The organism is Sorangium sp. So ce119, from assembly GCF_051524405.1.
Lineage (GTDB): Bacteria > Myxococcota_A > Polyangia > Polyangiales > Polyangiaceae > Sorangium > Sorangium cellulosum_G.
In genome coordinates, this window is record NZ_CP150310.1 from 7,015,043 (window position 1) to 7,029,477 (window position 14,435).

Sequence of the window (14,435 nt, forward strand, 5' to 3'; positions counted from 1 at the left end):
GGAGATCCTGCGTCGGCTCATTTCGATTGGTCGGACCATGATTGAGGAGCGATACTCATGGTTCCGCATTGAGGACGACTGACAACAAGCTCGCCGTGCTCCTCGCGACGGCCGCCCTCTTCGCCGGGTCGCTCCCGATCGTGAGCGGATGCGCGTCGGCCCCGCCCGCGCCGCGCGCCGTGAAGGCCGCCGCCCCGGCGCCGCTCGTCCAGCGCTTCGCCGGCGAGCCCGCGCCGACCCCGCGCTTCCTCGATCCGGAGCGCGGGCGGAGGCTGCGCTCGGTGACGGCCGAGGTGCAGGGGCTGGCGCAGCGCGCCGCGGAGCGGGAGCGCCTGCCCGCCCTCGCGCTCGGCGTCGTCATCGACGAGGAGCTCGCGATCCAGAAGGTGATCGGCGTGCGGGACGTCGCGCTGGGCGGAGCGGTCGACGAGCACACGCGCTTCCGCATCGGGTCCATCACGAAGGCGCTGACCGCCGCGGCGATACTGCGGCTCCGCGACGAAGGGCGGCTGTCGATCGACGCCCCGGCGGCGCGCTACCTGCCCGCGCTCGCCGGCGTCGTCTACCCGACGCGCGACTCGCGGCCGATGACGGTGCGCGACCTGCTCACGCACAGCTCCGGCCTGCCCCGGCTCGGCGTGTTCTCCCCGGCGTCCACGGCGCGCGACGTCACCGAGCGCGAGATCCTCGCCACGCTCGACGGCTTCGGGCTCGAGAGCGCGCCGGGCACCGAGACGTCCTACTCGAACCTGGGCTACTCGCTCCTCGGGCTGCTCGTCGGGCGCGCCGCGGGCGTCCCCTACCGGCGCTACGTGCACGACGCGCTGCTCGCGCCGCTCGGCATGCGCGACGCCGCGTGGGACGGCGCAGCGGTGCCGTCCGCCTCGCTCGCGTCGCCGCACGTGCGCGCTGGCGGCGCGGTGACGCCGATCCTGCCGTGGCGGCTCGGGGCCTCCGAGTCGACCGCGGGGCTCTACGCGAGCCTCTCCGACATGGGCCGCTTCATCGGGTTCCAGCTCGCCGCCTGGCCTGCGCGCGACGCGCCCGAGGCGGGCGCCCTGCGGCGGAGCACGGTGCGCGAGTCGCACATGATGGCGCGCAACGGCTCGGCCTTCCCGGCCGCCGGCGGCGCCGACGGCCCCGGCCTCGGCTGGCACGTGCGCGAGGACTGCGACCTCGGCCACGTGGTCTTCCACAACGGCCTCATCGACGGCTTCTCCGCCTCGGTGGTCCTCCTGCCCGAGCGCGGCGTCGGCGTCGTCTCGCTCGCCAACGTGGCCGGCGCCGACCTCGAGTCGCTCAACGAGAAGGTCCTCGGCAGGCTTCAGGCGACGGGCGCGATGGTCGCGCGCGTCGTCCCGCCCTCCCCCTCCGTCCGCCGCGCGGCCCAGGCCGTCGCCTCGGTCATCGGCCGCGCGCGGACCGACGTGCTCGACCGCAGGCTCCGCCCCGGCTGGTTCCCCGAGGATCACCTCACGACGTTGCGGCAGGAGCTGCGCGACGTCGGCTCGCGGATGGGCGCGTGCGCGCTCGACGGCTCGGCCATGGTGGAGAGCGCGACGTCGGCGCGCTTCGGCCTCCGCTGCGAGCACGGCGCGCTGTCGGTGGCCGTGCGCGTGGACACCTCGCCGGACCCGCTGATCACGTCGCTCAGCGTGGAGGAGCAGACGGGCGCGACCGCCTGGGAGGGCGCGCGCCGGAACGCCAGGCCAGCGCGCTGCCGCTGAGCTCGCCAGCAGCGCTGCCGTCGCGCCGCGACCTCAGCCATCGTGCCACACCTGTGGCAGAGCGCCGCCACACGAACGGACGGTAGAGCTCGCTGGAGGGCAGCGAGGCAGCTACCGATTTTCCGGCGGTGCCATGGCGGTGGCTCGCCTCGTGCAAGGCGCCGGCTCCGCTCATTCAACGGCTTTCCGTTGTTCTTCCAGCGAGCCTCCGGGAACTGGAGGCTCGCTCCAACGCTGCTCGCCCGTCTGGGGCGGCAGCGAGGAGATCGACCCATGAGATATCTCGTTCACTCTGTCGCGCTTTCGGCCTTGATCGCTCTCGGCGGTATCGGGTGCTCCAGCAACTCGCAGCCTGCGCAGAGCCCGTCCGGGGCCAGCGGCTCTCAGGGCACCACGGGAACGCAGTCGCCGTGGGGCTCGGACGCGAGCGGCACCGGGGCCAGCGGCGCTCCGGGGACCGGCAGCACCACGGGTCAGCCCTCGACGGGCGGCGTGGGGACCGGCAGCGACACGGGGTCCGGGCAGGGAGCCTCCGGGACGGGCACGGGCAGCGACGCAACAGGCACCGGCACCGGCAGCAGCGGTGTGCCCGGCACCGGCAGCAGCGGTGTGCCTGGCACCGGCAGCAGCGGTGTGACCGGCACCGGCGCGACCGGCTCGGGCACCGGCGCGACCGGCTCGGGCACCGGCGCGACCGGCTCGGGCACCGGCGCGACCGGCTCGGGCGCGGGGACCCCCGGCGGCTTCCGCGGCGACACGAGCAGCGGCCAGCAGTCGCCCACGACGGGCACGACGGGCACGTCGGGCACCACGGGCTCGCAGAACAAGAAGGGTGGCACCACGGGCACGGGCACCGGCCCCCAGAGCCCGGGCCAGGGCACCGGCAACGCGGGCGGCACGCAGGGCTCCGGGGCGCCCCGCTGAGCTCCGGCGAAGCTGTCGACTCTCTCCTCGCCTGAAGGCCCCGCGCGCCCGCGCGCCCGCCCGCCACCGCTCATCGCCGCTGCGGCGAGGCGGCGCGGCGCGGGCGCGCCGGTCCAATCCCCACCTCGAACGCGTGACAAACGCCGGAGATCAGCGTCTCCGCGTCTCCGCCTCACCACGCATGTTGCCCTGAGGGCGCTCCGGTGATAGCGAGGGCGGCGACGCCACCGCGCCCCGCGCGCGCCGGTATTCGGCTCGACCGATCACGATGATCGGCTAGTCTAGTCGCGCCCATCGCTCCGGGCGTCGAACCGTCCCCTCTCACCTCGCGGAGGTCCGCTTGAAGCACAACGACGTGGTGGTTTTGATCCTCGGCGGAGGCGTCGGAAGCCGCCTCTACCCGCTCACCAAGCTGCGCTCGAAGCCAGCCGTCCCGACCGGGGGCAAGTACCGCCTGGTCGACATCCCGATCAGCAACTGCCTCAACTCGGGCTTCAACCGCATCCACATCCTCACGCAGTACAACTCGGTCTCTCTCCACAACCACATCACGCAGACGTACCGGTTCGACGTCTTCTCCGCGGGCGCCGTGCAGATCCTCGCCGCCGAGCAGACGCCCAACCACAGCGATTGGTACCAGGGCACCGCCGACGCGGTCCGCAAGCAGCTCGGAGAGGTCAAGTCGCCGGACCCGCGCGACGTCATGATCCTCTCGGGCGACCACCTCTACCGCATGGATTACGAGCCCTTCCTCGCCCGCCACCGCGAGACCCGGGCCGACGTCACCCTCGCCGTGCGCCCCGTCCCGACCGCCGAGGTCTCCCGCCTCGGCATCGTGGACACCGACGACGCCGGGCGCGTGGTGAAGTTCATCGAGAAGCCGAAGGACATGAAGCTGCTCGACAGCGTGCGGCAGACGCCGGACCCGAAGAACCCGTGGCTCGCCTCGATGGGCGTCTACATCTTCCGCGCGAAGGCGCTCTACGAGATGCTCGAGCGCGACAACTCGTCGGACTTCGGCAAGCACATCCTGCCGCAGTCGCTCGACACCCACCGGATGGTGACCTACACGTTCGACGGGTACTGGGAGGACATCGGCACGATCCGGAGCTACTACGAGGCCAGCCTCGCGCTCACCGACACCAACCCTCCGTTCTCGTTCTACGATCCGCAGCGGCCGATCTACACCCGCCCGCAGTTCTTCCCCCCGGCCCACGTCACGGCCGGCTCGGTGCTCGATCAGGTGCTGCTCGCCGAGGGGAGCCGGATCATCGAGTCGAAGATCTGCCGGTCGGTCGTGGGGCAGCTCTCGTCGATCGGGCCCCACGTCACCATGTCGAACACGGTCATGATGGGCGCGGACTACGAGTCCCTGTTCTCCGTCCAGGCCCCGGAGAGCACGCGGGGGCTGCCCCCCATCGGGATCGGCCGGGGGTGCAAGATCGACGGCGCCATCATCGACAAGAACGCGCGCATCGGCGAAGGGGTGGTGATCCGCAACCTGCCCGATCGCGAGGACGCCGACGGCGAGTTCTACGCGGCGCGCGAGGGCGTCGTGGTCGTCCCGAAGAACGCCGTCGTCCCCCCGGGCACGATCATCTGAGCGCACGCCCCCGTCGCTCCTCCGTCGACGTCCCCATCGACGTCCCCGCCAACGTTCCCATCGATTCAGGACAACGCACCGCGTCATAACGCGGTGCTCATCCGGCTGTCTCGCCCTCTCGCCAGGCCCCTCGTCGGCTGGGCCCTGCTCTGGTAAAGAGCGGTCCCATGCGAATCTGCATTCTCGGCGCTACGGGCCTCGTCGGTCGCGAGACCATCACCCTCATCGCGCGGGCCTGGCCCGGCGCAACGCTCGCCCTGTTCGCGAGCCGGGACCAGGAGCTGACCCTCGACGGCAAGTCGTACGAGGTGCTCGGCGCGTCGCGCCTCGAGGCGCAGGACGCCCCCCGCGGGGACCTCGCGTTCGTGGCCCTGGATGACGAGCACAGCAAGCGGTACGTGCCGCGGCTGCTCGACCTCGGGTACCGCGTGATCGACAAGAGCAACACGTACCGCGCCGACCCGAAGGTGCCGCTCGTCACCGCCGGGGTGAACTCGAGCATCGTCGACGAGTCGGTCCGCCTCGTGGCCAATCCGAACTGCACGACCATCCCGCTGACGCTCGCGCTCTCGCCGCTGCGCCGGGAGTTCGGGCTGAGCGCGGTCACGGTGAGCACCTACCAGGCGGTCAGCGGCGCCGGCATCGCCGCCCTCGACGCGTTCCTCGCGGACGCGCGCGACGGCTACCAGGCCCTCGATCGGCTGGGCCTGCCGTTCAAGCTGTCGGGCTACGCGGGCAACACCGTCCCGCACAACGGCGGCACCGACGAGAGCGGCTTCTCCTCCGAGGAGCGGAAGCTCATCTTCGAGAGCCGCAAGATCCTCGCCATGCCCGAGCTCGGCGTCTCCGCGCAGTGCTGCCGCGTCGCCGTCGCCGTGGGCCACTACGAGAACGCGTGGGTCACGTTCGAGCGGCCGGTGGACCTCGAGCGGGTGGCGAGCATCCTGAGCGACCCGGCGCTGTCGCCCTACGTGAAGTACCTCCCCGGCGCCGCGGGCGAGGGCCTGAGCGCGCTCCACTGCGTGCAGGACCGCGACCTCGCGCTGGTCGGGCGGATCCGCCCCGACGCGCGGGACCGCGACCGGAAGAGCGTCTGCCTCACCGTGGTCGGCGACAACCTCCGGCTCGGCGCGGCCACCAACGCGGTCCGCATCGCGACGCGCTGGTTCCAGAGCGCCGATCGGGACCTGCAGGCCCCCTGACCAGCGCGCCCGCCCGGGCGGCGCCGCCCCTCGCGAGAGGGCTCCGCATCAAGGCGCGGAGATCCTTGTGGTTTCTTCCCGCCCTCCCGCCGCATCGTCGAGATGAAGTAGCCTGCACGGCAGGCGCGCAATCCAGGCTCGCCGCGCCGGGCAATCCCGCTCGCGCTCCCCTTCCGGACTCAAGACGATGACGACCGCCCAGCCCCTCATGATCCTCGTCGCCGGGCCGTATCGCTCCGGCACCAACGACGACCCCGCCCTGATCGCGGCCAACGTCCACGCCATGAACGACATGGCCGTGCGCCTGTTCCGCGCCGGCCACCTCCCCGTGCTCGGCGAGTGGTTCGCGCTGCCGCTCATCGAGCACGCCGGGTCGCGGCAGATCGGCGACGAGATCTTCAACGAGATCTTCCACCCGGTCGCCCGCCGGCTCGTCGCGCGCTGCGACGCTTGCCTGCGGATCGGCGGCCCCTCGAAGGGCGCCGACGAGATGGTCGAGCTGTCCCGCTCGCTGGGCAAGCAGGTCTTCTTCAGCCTGGACGAGGTGCCGCGCTGCGGTTAGCGCCGCGGCGTCGTCACGGCGCCGCCCCCGGGCCAGCCGGCCCCGATGGGGAGCTCCTGCACGTCCGGGAAGAGCATGTAGACGCGCCGCCCGTCCGACGTTTGAACGTGCGGCGGCGCGGGCGCGGCCGCGGCGACGCACGCGCGCACGGCGCGCCCCAGCGCGGCCGCGCCGTCGAGCGCGTGGCTCAGCGCGGCGAGCGCCTGCGCGAGCTCGGCGAGCGGCGCCTCGCCCGACGTGCCCCGCGCGACGAGCCCGTCGATCTCGCGGTCGCTCACCCCGAGGTCGGACGGCAGCGGGTGGCGCGGGCGCGCGGGCTGCGCCGCGGCCGCGCCGGAGAGGAACCGGCGCTTCGCCTCCGCGCCGGCCTCGCCGAAGCCCGTGGCGAGCTCGAAGAGCGCCGACGCCACGCCGAAGCCGGGCGGGGGGACGTCGAGCGAGACGTCGAGCGACGAGGCGCTCATCCCCAGGGTGTCGAGGAACTCGAGCCCGGTGTAGCTCGGCATCGCGGAGCGCTCGGTCTCGGGCAGCGGCGGCGCGACGCACACCTCCCCCGTCTCGAAGACGATGACGCGAGCATACGTGAAGTCGGCGTGCGGCACGGCGAGCCGCGCGCGCGCGAGCTGCGCGGCGACCTCGACCGCGGCGCCGGGCTCGAAGCGGGAGCCCGGGAGGTAGCGCGCGATGCCCCCCAGCGTCATGCCCGCGCCGTCCGGCCAGGGGCAGACAGCGACGTGCCGCGGCGAGGCCTCCTCCTCGCCCGGCAGGCACACGCGCTCCAGGCCGAACGAGCCGGGCGCGAGGAGCGGCGGCGGCTGGCCCGCGACCCGCCGCAGGTCGTCGAAGAGGCGCGCGCGCTGCTCGCCGTGGTGCTCGGGCACGAGGACGCGCGCGCCGAGGAGCAGCGCGACGGTGCTCCCGACGCGCGCGAGCCAGGCCTCGGGCACGCCGAGGTGCTCGTACAGGCGGGCCTCGACGAGGAGCTGCCACTCGCGGGGTGGCTCGGGCGGGCGGGACGCGGCGGTTCGATACATGTCGGGTGCGGGGCCTCGAACGATGGGTGCTCGGCCCCGGATCCACGGGCGTGACGAGCGAGCTCGCGAGACAGCGTATCCAAGCCGCGTCCCGCGCGAAACACGGCAATGAGGCGCACCACGGTATCCCGGCGCGCCTCCTGCGGACTGCCGGCGGGGTCGCGGTCTCGGGCGCGGTTGCCAAGCTGGGCGCCGCGTGCGCCACACCTCGGCGCGCGAGGGGCGCCCGGTGAAGCTGGAGCCGGTCGCGGGGCTCGACGCCTTCCGGGGGCCGCCGCCGGACGAGGGCCAGGCGGCGCGCGTCCGGCGCTGTCACGAGCGGCGCGCTCGCCGCTCGCCCGAGGTGGCCGTGCTCTCGGCGACGTCGAGGGGAGAGGCTTCGGTATACGATGCGCTCCATGAAGCGCTTTCTCCTGATGAGCATCCTCTGTTGTTCGGCTGTCGCGTGCAGCCCCGAGAGCCGAGACTTCGATCCTGCGACCTCCGAGGCCACGAGCGCGGCGGCGTCCGGCTCCGGCGGAGGCGGCGTGGCCGCCTGCGACGATGGCCTGACGTTCTGCTCCGGCGCCTGCGCGGACACGAGCATCGATCCGGAGCACTGCGGCGCTTGCGGCCACGACTGCCTGGGACAGGCGTGCGTGGACTCGCGCTGCGAGCCCCTGGTCCTGGCGTCGGGCGGCGTCGAGCCGATCGACATCGCGGTCGACGACACAACGGTCTACTGGGTCGATCCTGGCGCTCGAAAGGTGATGTGGGTACCGGTCGGCGGCGGCAATGCCTCCCTCTTCATCGAGGCAGATCCCCCCTTCTCTCCCCGGAGCATCGCGCTCGGCTCCGGCAACCTCTATTACGCGGACACGGGCCTCGAGCACATCGTGCTGACATCGTTCGACGGCGCGTTCGAGATCCTCGCGAGCGTCCAGACCTACCCGCTGGACATCGCGGCGGACGAGGCGAACGTCTACTGGACGAGCGGCGGTCTGGGCACGGTCATGAAGGTGCCGATCGACGGCAGCGGCGACGCCGTCGCGCTCGCGGAAGGGCAGGAATCCCCGCTGGCCGTCGCGGTGGACGCGACCCACGTCTACTGGGTGAACGAGGGCGGCGCCGTGATGAAGGTGCCGATCGAGGGCGGCGATCCCGTCGTGATCGCGGACGGCCAGAGCAAGCCGCAGGACATCGCGGTGGACGCGACGCACGTCTACTGGACCAACGACGGAGGCACCGTGATGACGGCGCCGCTCGAGGGTGGCACCCCCACCTTGCTCGCGGACGGGCAACGCAACCCGCGCAGGATCGCGGTGGACGGCGCCGGCGTGTACTGGACCAACGACGGAGGCACCGTGATGACGGCGCAGTTCGGCGGCGATGCGCCGATCACGCTCGCGACGGGGCAGGACCATCCGCTCGGCATCGCGGTCGACGCCACCAGCGTCTACTGGACGAACAGCGCCGGCGGCACCGTGATGAAGCTCCCGAAGTAGCTCCCCGACGGCCGGCGCCCGGCGCGCCGCGCCGGGATGAGCCGAGCCCCCGAGCGGCCCGCGCGGGGCCACGGCATCATTTTTCATTCACACTGTACAGCATCGCCGACCGTGCCAGGTCGCTCTACCGCGGGATCTGCCCTGATTTCCTTGACAGGCGCCGCTCCGCGCCGTATTTAACCCAAAGGTTAATTAACCTATCGGTTAAATACCTATGCCGACCGACCAGCTCAGCACCACGTTCGCAGCCCTGGCGGACCCGACGCGCCGGGCGATCCTGGCCCGCCTCGCTGCGGGCGAATGCTCGGTCACCGAGCTCGCGGCGCCGTTCGACATGAGCATGCCGGCTGTCTCGAAGCACCTCCGGGTGCTCGAGCGCGCGGGGCTCATCGAGCGGCGGCGTGACGCGCAGTGGCGGCGGTGCCGGATCGAGGCGAGTCCGTTGAAGGAAGTGGTCGACTGGGCCGAGCACTACCGGCACCTCTGGGAAGGGCGGCTCGATCGGCTGGACAGGTACCTGCAAGAGCTCACAGCAGAGGAGGAGAAGAGCCATGATCGCAAGCAGCGCGGTGAATAAGGACAGCTTCCAGGTCTCGACCCCGTCGGAGCAGGAGGTCCGCATGACGCGCGTGTTCAACGCGCCGAGGCAGCTCGTGTTCGACGCGATGACGAAGCCCGAGCACGTGAAGCGGTGGTGGGGCTGCCTGAGCGAGGGCTACTCGGTGCCCGTCTGCGAGATCGATCTGCGCCCGGGCGGCGCGTGGCGCTTCGTGAACCGCCACCCCGGGGGCGAGTTCGCCTTCTACGGCGAATACAGGGAGATCTCGCCGCCGAGCCGTCTCGTGTTCACCGAGATCTTCGAGCAGTATCCGGACACCGTCACCGTGGTGACATCGGTCTTCACCGAGGAGGGCGGCAAGACACGAATGACGGTCACGGTGCGCTATCCGTCGCTGGAGGTGCGCGACATCGTCCTCTCGACCGGAATGGCCGAGGGCGCTGGCATCAGCTACGACCGCCTCGAGGACCTGCTCGCGGAGCTCCAGCGGTCATGAGCCTCCTGGCCGCGTGAAGGGACCCGTCCAGGCGCCGGGCACCCCCGTTGCCGCGGGCTCATGCGGGGTGTAAAACCTTCGTGTGATCCCCGTCCTCACCGGCCCCGGGAGCCAACTCGTATCCAGGCGAATCTCCGGGTCCGAAGCGCGCGGCGATTCCGGCGTGCGGCGGCGAACCGAGCCGCTCGACGGGATCGCGCTCAGCGAGCGCGATCGACGCATCGTCGCGCTCGCGCGCCGCAAGCTCGGCGGCGCGACCGTCGATTTCGGCGAGGCCGTGCGCGCGCTCCGGGAGGCGGTCGAGGAGCTGATCCCCGCCGGGCGCATCTACGTGCTTGGGACAACCGAGCTCACCCCCGTCATCGGCTCGCTCGCGTCCGGCGTCGGCATCGCCGGCGGCGAGGAGGGCGTCGCGCTGGTGCGCCTGGAGCACGACGGGCGAAGGACGACGCTCGGGAGGTTCTCGCCGTGAGAGGGACGCTCGACTTCGATCCGGCCGAGCGCGAGTACGGGGCGGCGACCGCGTCGATCCGGCAGATCCTCACCGAGTGGGCGGCCACCGACTGGTTCGTTCCGCCGCGCGATCCGGCCGCGGAAGCGCGGGCGGCGCGGCTCCTGAGGGAGCACAACGCGCGCGCGAGGGCGCACCTGCCGGAGGTCTTTCCGGCCACCGTGGAGACGCGATCGTCCCGGGGCGGCTGGCGCGAGTTCACCGCGCTCCGCGATCGCGTGAGCAAGCAGCCGTGGGACTGGAAGTTCTCGGCGCTGAAGCGGCTGTCATCGCATCACTCGAAGGCTCGCGGCTGGACGCTGAGCGATCAGGCAAAGCACTGCGTGGACCTCCAGACCGGCGCAGCGCCTCGCCCCGGGGATCTGTTCCTCCGCGTCGGCGACGTCGTGCTCTGGAACAAGCTCTATCCAGATCTCGACGTCGAGGCGCGCTTGCCGCGCGACGGCGTGGAGCCCGCGCGCTGGTATCTCGCCTACGCTTACATGGATGCCCTCGAGTGCATCGAGTGGCAACTGGCCGAGGGCAGCGATGATCTCGAGGGGAACCCTTTCCACCCGCTCCTCGGCTGCTATGCCGCCGGGTTCTATCCGTTCAGCCTCGACCAGACCACGCTGGTGCTGTTCGCCTTCGACCGGTGAGCCGCCGATACGGGCGTCGCGGGCTCGGGCTCGCCGAGCTTTTCGCCCTCCAGGAGTCCGGCCGTGGATCCGGAGAGAGATTTCAACGCCAAGGCGCAAAGACGCCAAGGCGCAAAAAAAAAGAACAAATGCCATGCATCTTTAAATGCCATGCACCTCTAGATGCCATGCACCTTTAAATACCATGCATTTTTGCGCCTTTGCGCCTTTGCGCCTTTGCGCCTTTGCGCCTTTGCGTTAAAATCTCTCTTCTGTTCTGCCGAGCGCCACGGCGAGGCGGGCGCGCGACCCGGCCGCCGCGCTCACGCCAGCCGCTTCACCCAGGCCACGACGAAGTCGCGGAACACAGCGACGTTCCGCGCCACGTGGCGCGCGCTGGGGTAGACGAGGTACAGGGTCCCCGCGCGCTCAGACCACTCGGGCAGCACGTGGACGAGGCGCCCGCTCGCCAGGTCGGGCGCGGCGAGGAGGCGCGGGAGCGGCCCGATGCCGCCGCCCGCGCGGAGCACCGAGCGGATGAGCTGGAAGTTGTCGGTGGCGATGCGCCCGGTCGCCATCGCATTGCAGACGGCGTCCACGTGGTCGAGCGGCCACTGGCCGCGCCGGGCGCCCGGAAGGAACATCACCCGCTCGTGCTCGGCCAGCTCGTCCATCGCGCGGGGGAGGCCGCGGCGCGCGAGGTACGAGGGGGCAGCGAAGAGCTGCACCTCGGAGTCGAGCAGCTTGCGCGCGACCAGCGAGGAGTCCGGGAGCTCGCGCATCGCCCGCAGCGCCACGTCGAAGCCCTCGCGCACCAGATCCACCTGCCGAGAGGACAGGTCCACCTCGACGGAGAGCAGCGGATGACGCGCGGCGAGCTCGACCAGCATCTCGCCCAGGAACGACCCCCCGCTGTCGGGCGGCGCGCTCAGCCGGATCAGGCCCTGCGGCTGGCCCTGGTAGGCGTCGAGCGCCCGCGCCGCGTCGCGCAGGCCGGCGATGTGCGGCGCCACGTCGCCGAAGAAGCGGCGGCCCGCGTCCGTCAGCGCCACGGCGCGCGGCGACCGCTGGAGCAGCCGCACCTTGAGGCCCTCCTCCAGCCGCGTCACCGCGCGGCTCACCGTCGACTTCGGGACCCCGAGCTGCGCGGCCGCGGCCGTGAACGAGCCCAGCTCCGCCACCCGGGCGAAGGCGGCGATCTCGTCGAGCTGGGGCGCCCGGGGCGGCGGCTGGGGTCGGGCTGTCGCGCGGGGGGAAGGCATGCGGGGACCTCGCGAGGGTGGAAGCGCGTCCAACCAGGCGGCTGCGGCCAGGTGGCTCCGGCCGGGTCGCGCCGGTCAGGTTGCACCGGTCAGGTTGCACTGGCGCAACGCTGAGTTGAACTGTTGCACAATAGCACCAGGCGCCGCGAGCGACCACATCAGGGGGGCGGGCGCTCCGACCGGGAGAGCCCGCCTCACCCAGCGAGGCTCGTGTCATGAACAACATCAAACGTTTCGCTCCCGCCGCCGCCCGCACGCTCCAGGGGCTCGTGTTCCTCGTCTTCGGGCTCAACGGCTTCCTGCAGTTCCTGCCGCAGCCGCCGATCCCGGAGGCCGCCGCCAGCTTCGCCGGCGCGCTGGCGGCGAGCGGGTACCTGCTGCCGCTGCTCAAGGGGACCGAGGTCGTCGCGGGCGCCCTCCTGCTCTCGAACCGCTACGTCCCGCTCGCGCTGGCGCTCCTCGCGCCCATCGTCGTGAACATCGTCGCGTTCCACACCTTCCTCACGCCGCCGAACCCTGTCGCGTGGCTCGTCCTCGCCCTCGAGATCTACCTCGCCTACGCGTACCGCGCGGCGTTCCGCCCGATGCTCGCCGCGCGCGTCGACGCCGGCGCCGCGGAGCGCTCCGGCGCGGAGCGCGGCAAGCTCGAGGCGGCCGAGAGCGCCGCTTGAACGGGACAGCGCCATCCCGCCCCGACGCGCGCTCCCATCGCGCGTCGCGCTCGCTCCGGCGCGCCACGCGGTAGAGCCGGCAGGCCTGGAGGGCGGTGCCCGGGCTCGCCGGTCAACGGACGCTCACTCCGCATCTCCTGAGCTCGCCTCCCGCATCTCCCGAGCTCGCCTGTCGACGCCGCCCCCGCGCGCGGCCCGCCTTGCGCGGCCGCCATGGACTGGCAAGAACATCCGCCGATGTCGCGCGAGGCGCTGCTCCCGGCGCGGAAGGGACCTGCCGACGAAGAGCGGCTCGCGCTGCTCCGCGGCTTCGTGCGCGCTGGCGCCGAGAACCGGCCCGGCGTCTACCGCATGTTCGGCGAGGACGGCTCGGTCCTCTACGTCGGCAAGTCGAAGCGGGTGCGCACGCGGCTGCTCGGCTATTTCCGCTGCGACCCCGAGGAGAAGGGCGCGCGCATCCTGCGGGCGACGAGCCATGTCGCGTGGGAGTACTGCCCGAGCGAGTTCGCGGCGCTCCTCGCCGAGCTCAGGCTCATCCGGCGCCTGCGGCCGCGCTTCAACGTGGCCATGAAGCGCGATCTCAAGCGCTACGCCTTCATCAAGGTCACGCGGGGGCCGGCGCCGAAGCTCCATGTCGTGCGCGGCCCCGCGCGCGACCCCGGCGCGCTCTACTATGGCCCGTTCACGGGCGCGGGACGCGTCCGCGAGGCCGTGCGCGCGCTCTCCAACGCGCTCGGGCTGCGCGACTGCGCCGAGGACGTGCCGATGCGCTTCGACGACCAGCGATCGCTCTTCTCGCTGGAGCGCCGCACGCCCGGCTGCATCCGCTACGAGATCAAGCGCTGCCTCGGCCCCTGCGTCGCGGGCTGCTCGTCGCGGGACTACGCCGACCGCGTCGCGCTCGCCCGCGCCTTCCTCGAGGGCCACAGCGAGGGCCCGCTCGGCCGCTTCCGCGACGAGATGGAGGCGTGCCGCGAGCGCGCCGAGTTCGAGCGCGCCGCGGCGCTGCGCGACAGGATCCAGCGCCTCACCGCCCTGCGCGGGGAGCTCCAGCGGCTCCGCTTCGCGCTCGGGTCGCTCTCGTTCCTCTACACCGTCCCCGGCCACGAGGGCGACGACCGCGTCTACCTCGTCCGCCGCGGCAGCGTCCGCGCCGAGGTCCCCGCGCCGCGCTCGGACGACGATCACCGCGCGCTCGCCCGGCTCGCGGCCGACGTCTTCGGCCCCGTCGAGCCCGCGGCCGCGCCGGTGCCGCTCGGCGAGATCGACGAGGTGCTGCTGCTGTCGTCGTGGTTCCAGCGCTACCCCGACGAGCTCGCGCGCACGCAGCCGCCCCCCGACCTCGGGGCGTGACCGCCGGGTCCGCCGCGGCGGAACGCTCCCCGCGGCCGAAGGGACGCTGGTGGGCGTCTTCTCGAAGCGCCACCACGGCGTCTTCACGCACATGGGGTCGAACACGCACTTTCATGTCGTCCTGCCGGAGCGACCGCTGATGGGCCACGTGGACAGCGTGACGCTCGCTCGCGGAGCGCGCGTCCTCTTGCCGGCGCGTTGAAGCTCGATCTGCCCATCAACACGGGCTCTACGTCGTGCGCTGGATCGTGACCTCGCACGGCGGCACCATCCGCGTCGTCCGCGTCGAGGGCAAACCTGGCGCCGGCGCCACGTTCCTCGTGGAGCTCCCTCGCATCCGGCCGAGACGGACCCGGAAGGTCCGGGCCCGCTGCGCCCAACAGCGTAGGCGTTCGCCGCAGGCGGTCAGCCTGTGCGCGAGAGCGCGCCG

Annotated in this window: 14 protein-coding genes; 12 read left to right on the forward strand and 2 right to left on the reverse strand. The window is 72.3% G+C overall.

Annotated elements, in window-relative coordinates; genetic code table 11:
- The first annotated feature begins 68 nt into the window (after positions 1-68).
- The 5 genes from WME76_RS26365 (at position 69) to WME76_RS26385 (ending at position 6,018) form a co-directional block, all read left to right on the forward strand.
- On the forward strand, positions 69-1,727 hold the full coding sequence (locus WME76_RS26365; protein WP_437955041.1) for a serine hydrolase domain-containing protein: 1,659 nt from the start codon (positions 69-71) through the stop codon (positions 1,725-1,727).
- A gap of 273 nt (positions 1,728-2,000) precedes the next feature.
- On the forward strand, positions 2,001-2,651 hold the full coding sequence (locus WME76_RS26370; RefSeq protein WP_437955042.1) for a hypothetical protein: 651 nt from the start codon (positions 2,001-2,003) through the stop codon (positions 2,649-2,651).
- Positions 2,652-2,991: 340 nt separating this feature from the next.
- Positions 2,992-4,254 (forward strand): glucose-1-phosphate adenylyltransferase, encoded by a 1,263-nt coding sequence (locus WME76_RS26375; protein WP_437955043.1) that lies wholly within the window; start codon positions 2,992-2,994, stop codon positions 4,252-4,254.
- Positions 4,255-4,421: 167 nt separating this feature from the next.
- Positions 4,422-5,456: an aspartate-semialdehyde dehydrogenase gene (locus WME76_RS26380; protein ID WP_437955044.1), complete on the forward strand. Its 1,035-nt coding sequence runs from the start codon at positions 4,422-4,424 to the stop codon at positions 5,454-5,456.
- Positions 5,457-5,643: 187 nt separating this feature from the next.
- A complete protein-coding gene (locus WME76_RS26385; RefSeq protein ID WP_433927459.1) occupies positions 5,644-6,018 on the forward strand; it encodes a DUF4406 domain-containing protein in 375 nt (124 codons plus the stop codon).
- Here WME76_RS26385 and WME76_RS26390 read toward each other — a convergent pair.
- Positions 6,015-7,052 carry a hypothetical protein gene (locus WME76_RS26390; protein WP_437955045.1) on the reverse strand — a complete coding sequence of 346 codons (1,038 nt, stop codon included), beginning with the start codon at positions 7,050-7,052 and terminating at the stop codon, positions 6,015-6,017. The two genes, WME76_RS26385 and WME76_RS26390, sit on opposite strands and share 4 nt — an antisense overlap.
- A gap of 398 nt (positions 7,053-7,450) precedes the next feature.
- Here WME76_RS26390 and WME76_RS26395 point away from each other — a divergent pair, with 398 nt between their 5' ends.
- From WME76_RS26395 to WME76_RS26415, 5 genes are all read left to right on the forward strand, one after another.
- Complete coding sequence (locus WME76_RS26395; RefSeq protein WP_437955046.1) at positions 7,451-8,536, forward strand: hypothetical protein; 1,086 nt, start codon at positions 7,451-7,453, stop codon at positions 8,534-8,536.
- Positions 8,537-8,750: 214 nt separating this feature from the next.
- Entirely contained in the window at positions 8,751-9,113 is a 363-nt protein-coding gene (locus tag WME76_RS26400) for an ArsR/SmtB family transcription factor (RefSeq protein ID WP_437284945.1), read from the forward strand.
- Positions 9,088-9,591: an SRPBCC family protein gene (locus WME76_RS26405; RefSeq protein ID WP_433927464.1), complete on the forward strand. Its 504-nt coding sequence runs from the start codon at positions 9,088-9,090 to the stop codon at positions 9,589-9,591. The genes WME76_RS26400 and WME76_RS26405 overlap by 26 nt, the downstream gene beginning before the upstream one ends.
- A gap of 163 nt (positions 9,592-9,754) precedes the next feature.
- Positions 9,755-10,063, forward strand: coding sequence for a hypothetical protein (locus tag WME76_RS26410; protein WP_437955047.1), 309 nt, complete (start codon positions 9,755-9,757; stop codon positions 10,061-10,063).
- Positions 10,060-10,740 (forward strand): hypothetical protein, encoded by a 681-nt coding sequence (locus WME76_RS26415; RefSeq protein ID WP_437955048.1) that lies wholly within the window; start codon positions 10,060-10,062, stop codon positions 10,738-10,740. The genes WME76_RS26410 and WME76_RS26415 overlap by 4 nt, the downstream gene beginning before the upstream one ends.
- Before the next feature lie 302 nt (positions 10,741-11,042).
- Here WME76_RS26415 and WME76_RS26420 read toward each other — a convergent pair whose 3' ends face one another.
- Complete coding sequence (locus tag WME76_RS26420; RefSeq protein ID WP_437955049.1) at positions 11,043-11,981, reverse strand: LysR family transcriptional regulator; 939 nt, start codon at positions 11,979-11,981, stop codon at positions 11,043-11,045.
- Between the two features lie 215 nt (positions 11,982-12,196).
- On the opposite strand from WME76_RS26420, the gene WME76_RS26425 reads away from it, so the two are divergent.
- Complete coding sequence (locus WME76_RS26425; protein ID WP_437955050.1) at positions 12,197-12,652, forward strand: DoxX family protein; 456 nt, start codon at positions 12,197-12,199, stop codon at positions 12,650-12,652.
- A 237-nt stretch (positions 12,653-12,889) separates the two neighbouring features.
- Positions 12,890-14,005, forward strand: a complete 1,116-nt coding sequence (locus WME76_RS26430; RefSeq protein WP_437955051.1) for a GIY-YIG nuclease family protein — start codon at positions 12,890-12,892, stop codon at positions 14,003-14,005.
- The last annotated feature ends 430 nt before the right edge of the window (positions 14,006-14,435 follow it).

What these genes read in the sequence shown, in the direction of transcription:
- WME76_RS26370 (WP_437955042.1), top strand. Translation starts at nt 2,001, where the DNA reads ATGAGATATCTCGTTCACTCTGTCGCGCTTTCGGCCTTGATCGCTCTC.
- WME76_RS26380 (WP_437955044.1), top strand. Translation starts at nt 4,422, where the DNA reads ATGCGAATCTGCATTCTCGGCGCTACGGGCCTCGTCGGTCGCGAGACC.
- WME76_RS26385 (WP_433927459.1), top strand. Translation starts at nt 5,644, where the DNA reads ATGACGACCGCCCAGCCCCTCATGATCCTCGTCGCCGGGCCGTATCGC.
- WME76_RS26390 (WP_437955045.1), bottom strand. Translation starts at nt 7,052, where the DNA reads ATGTATCGAACCGCCGCGTCCCGCCCGCCCGAGCCACCCCGCGAGTGG.
- WME76_RS26395 (WP_437955046.1), top strand. Translation starts at nt 7,451, where the DNA reads ATGAAGCGCTTTCTCCTGATGAGCATCCTCTGTTGTTCGGCTGTCGCG.
- WME76_RS26400 (WP_437284945.1), top strand. Translation starts at nt 8,751, where the DNA reads ATGCCGACCGACCAGCTCAGCACCACGTTCGCAGCCCTGGCGGACCCG.
- WME76_RS26405 (WP_433927464.1), top strand. Translation starts at nt 9,088, where the DNA reads ATGATCGCAAGCAGCGCGGTGAATAAGGACAGCTTCCAGGTCTCGACC.
- WME76_RS26420 (WP_437955049.1), bottom strand. Translation starts at nt 11,981, where the DNA reads ATGCCTTCCCCCCGCGCGACAGCCCGACCCCAGCCGCCGCCCCGGGCG.
- WME76_RS26425 (WP_437955050.1), top strand. Translation starts at nt 12,197, where the DNA reads ATGAACAACATCAAACGTTTCGCTCCCGCCGCCGCCCGCACGCTCCAG.
- WME76_RS26430 (WP_437955051.1), top strand. Translation starts at nt 12,890, where the DNA reads ATGTCGCGCGAGGCGCTGCTCCCGGCGCGGAAGGGACCTGCCGACGAA.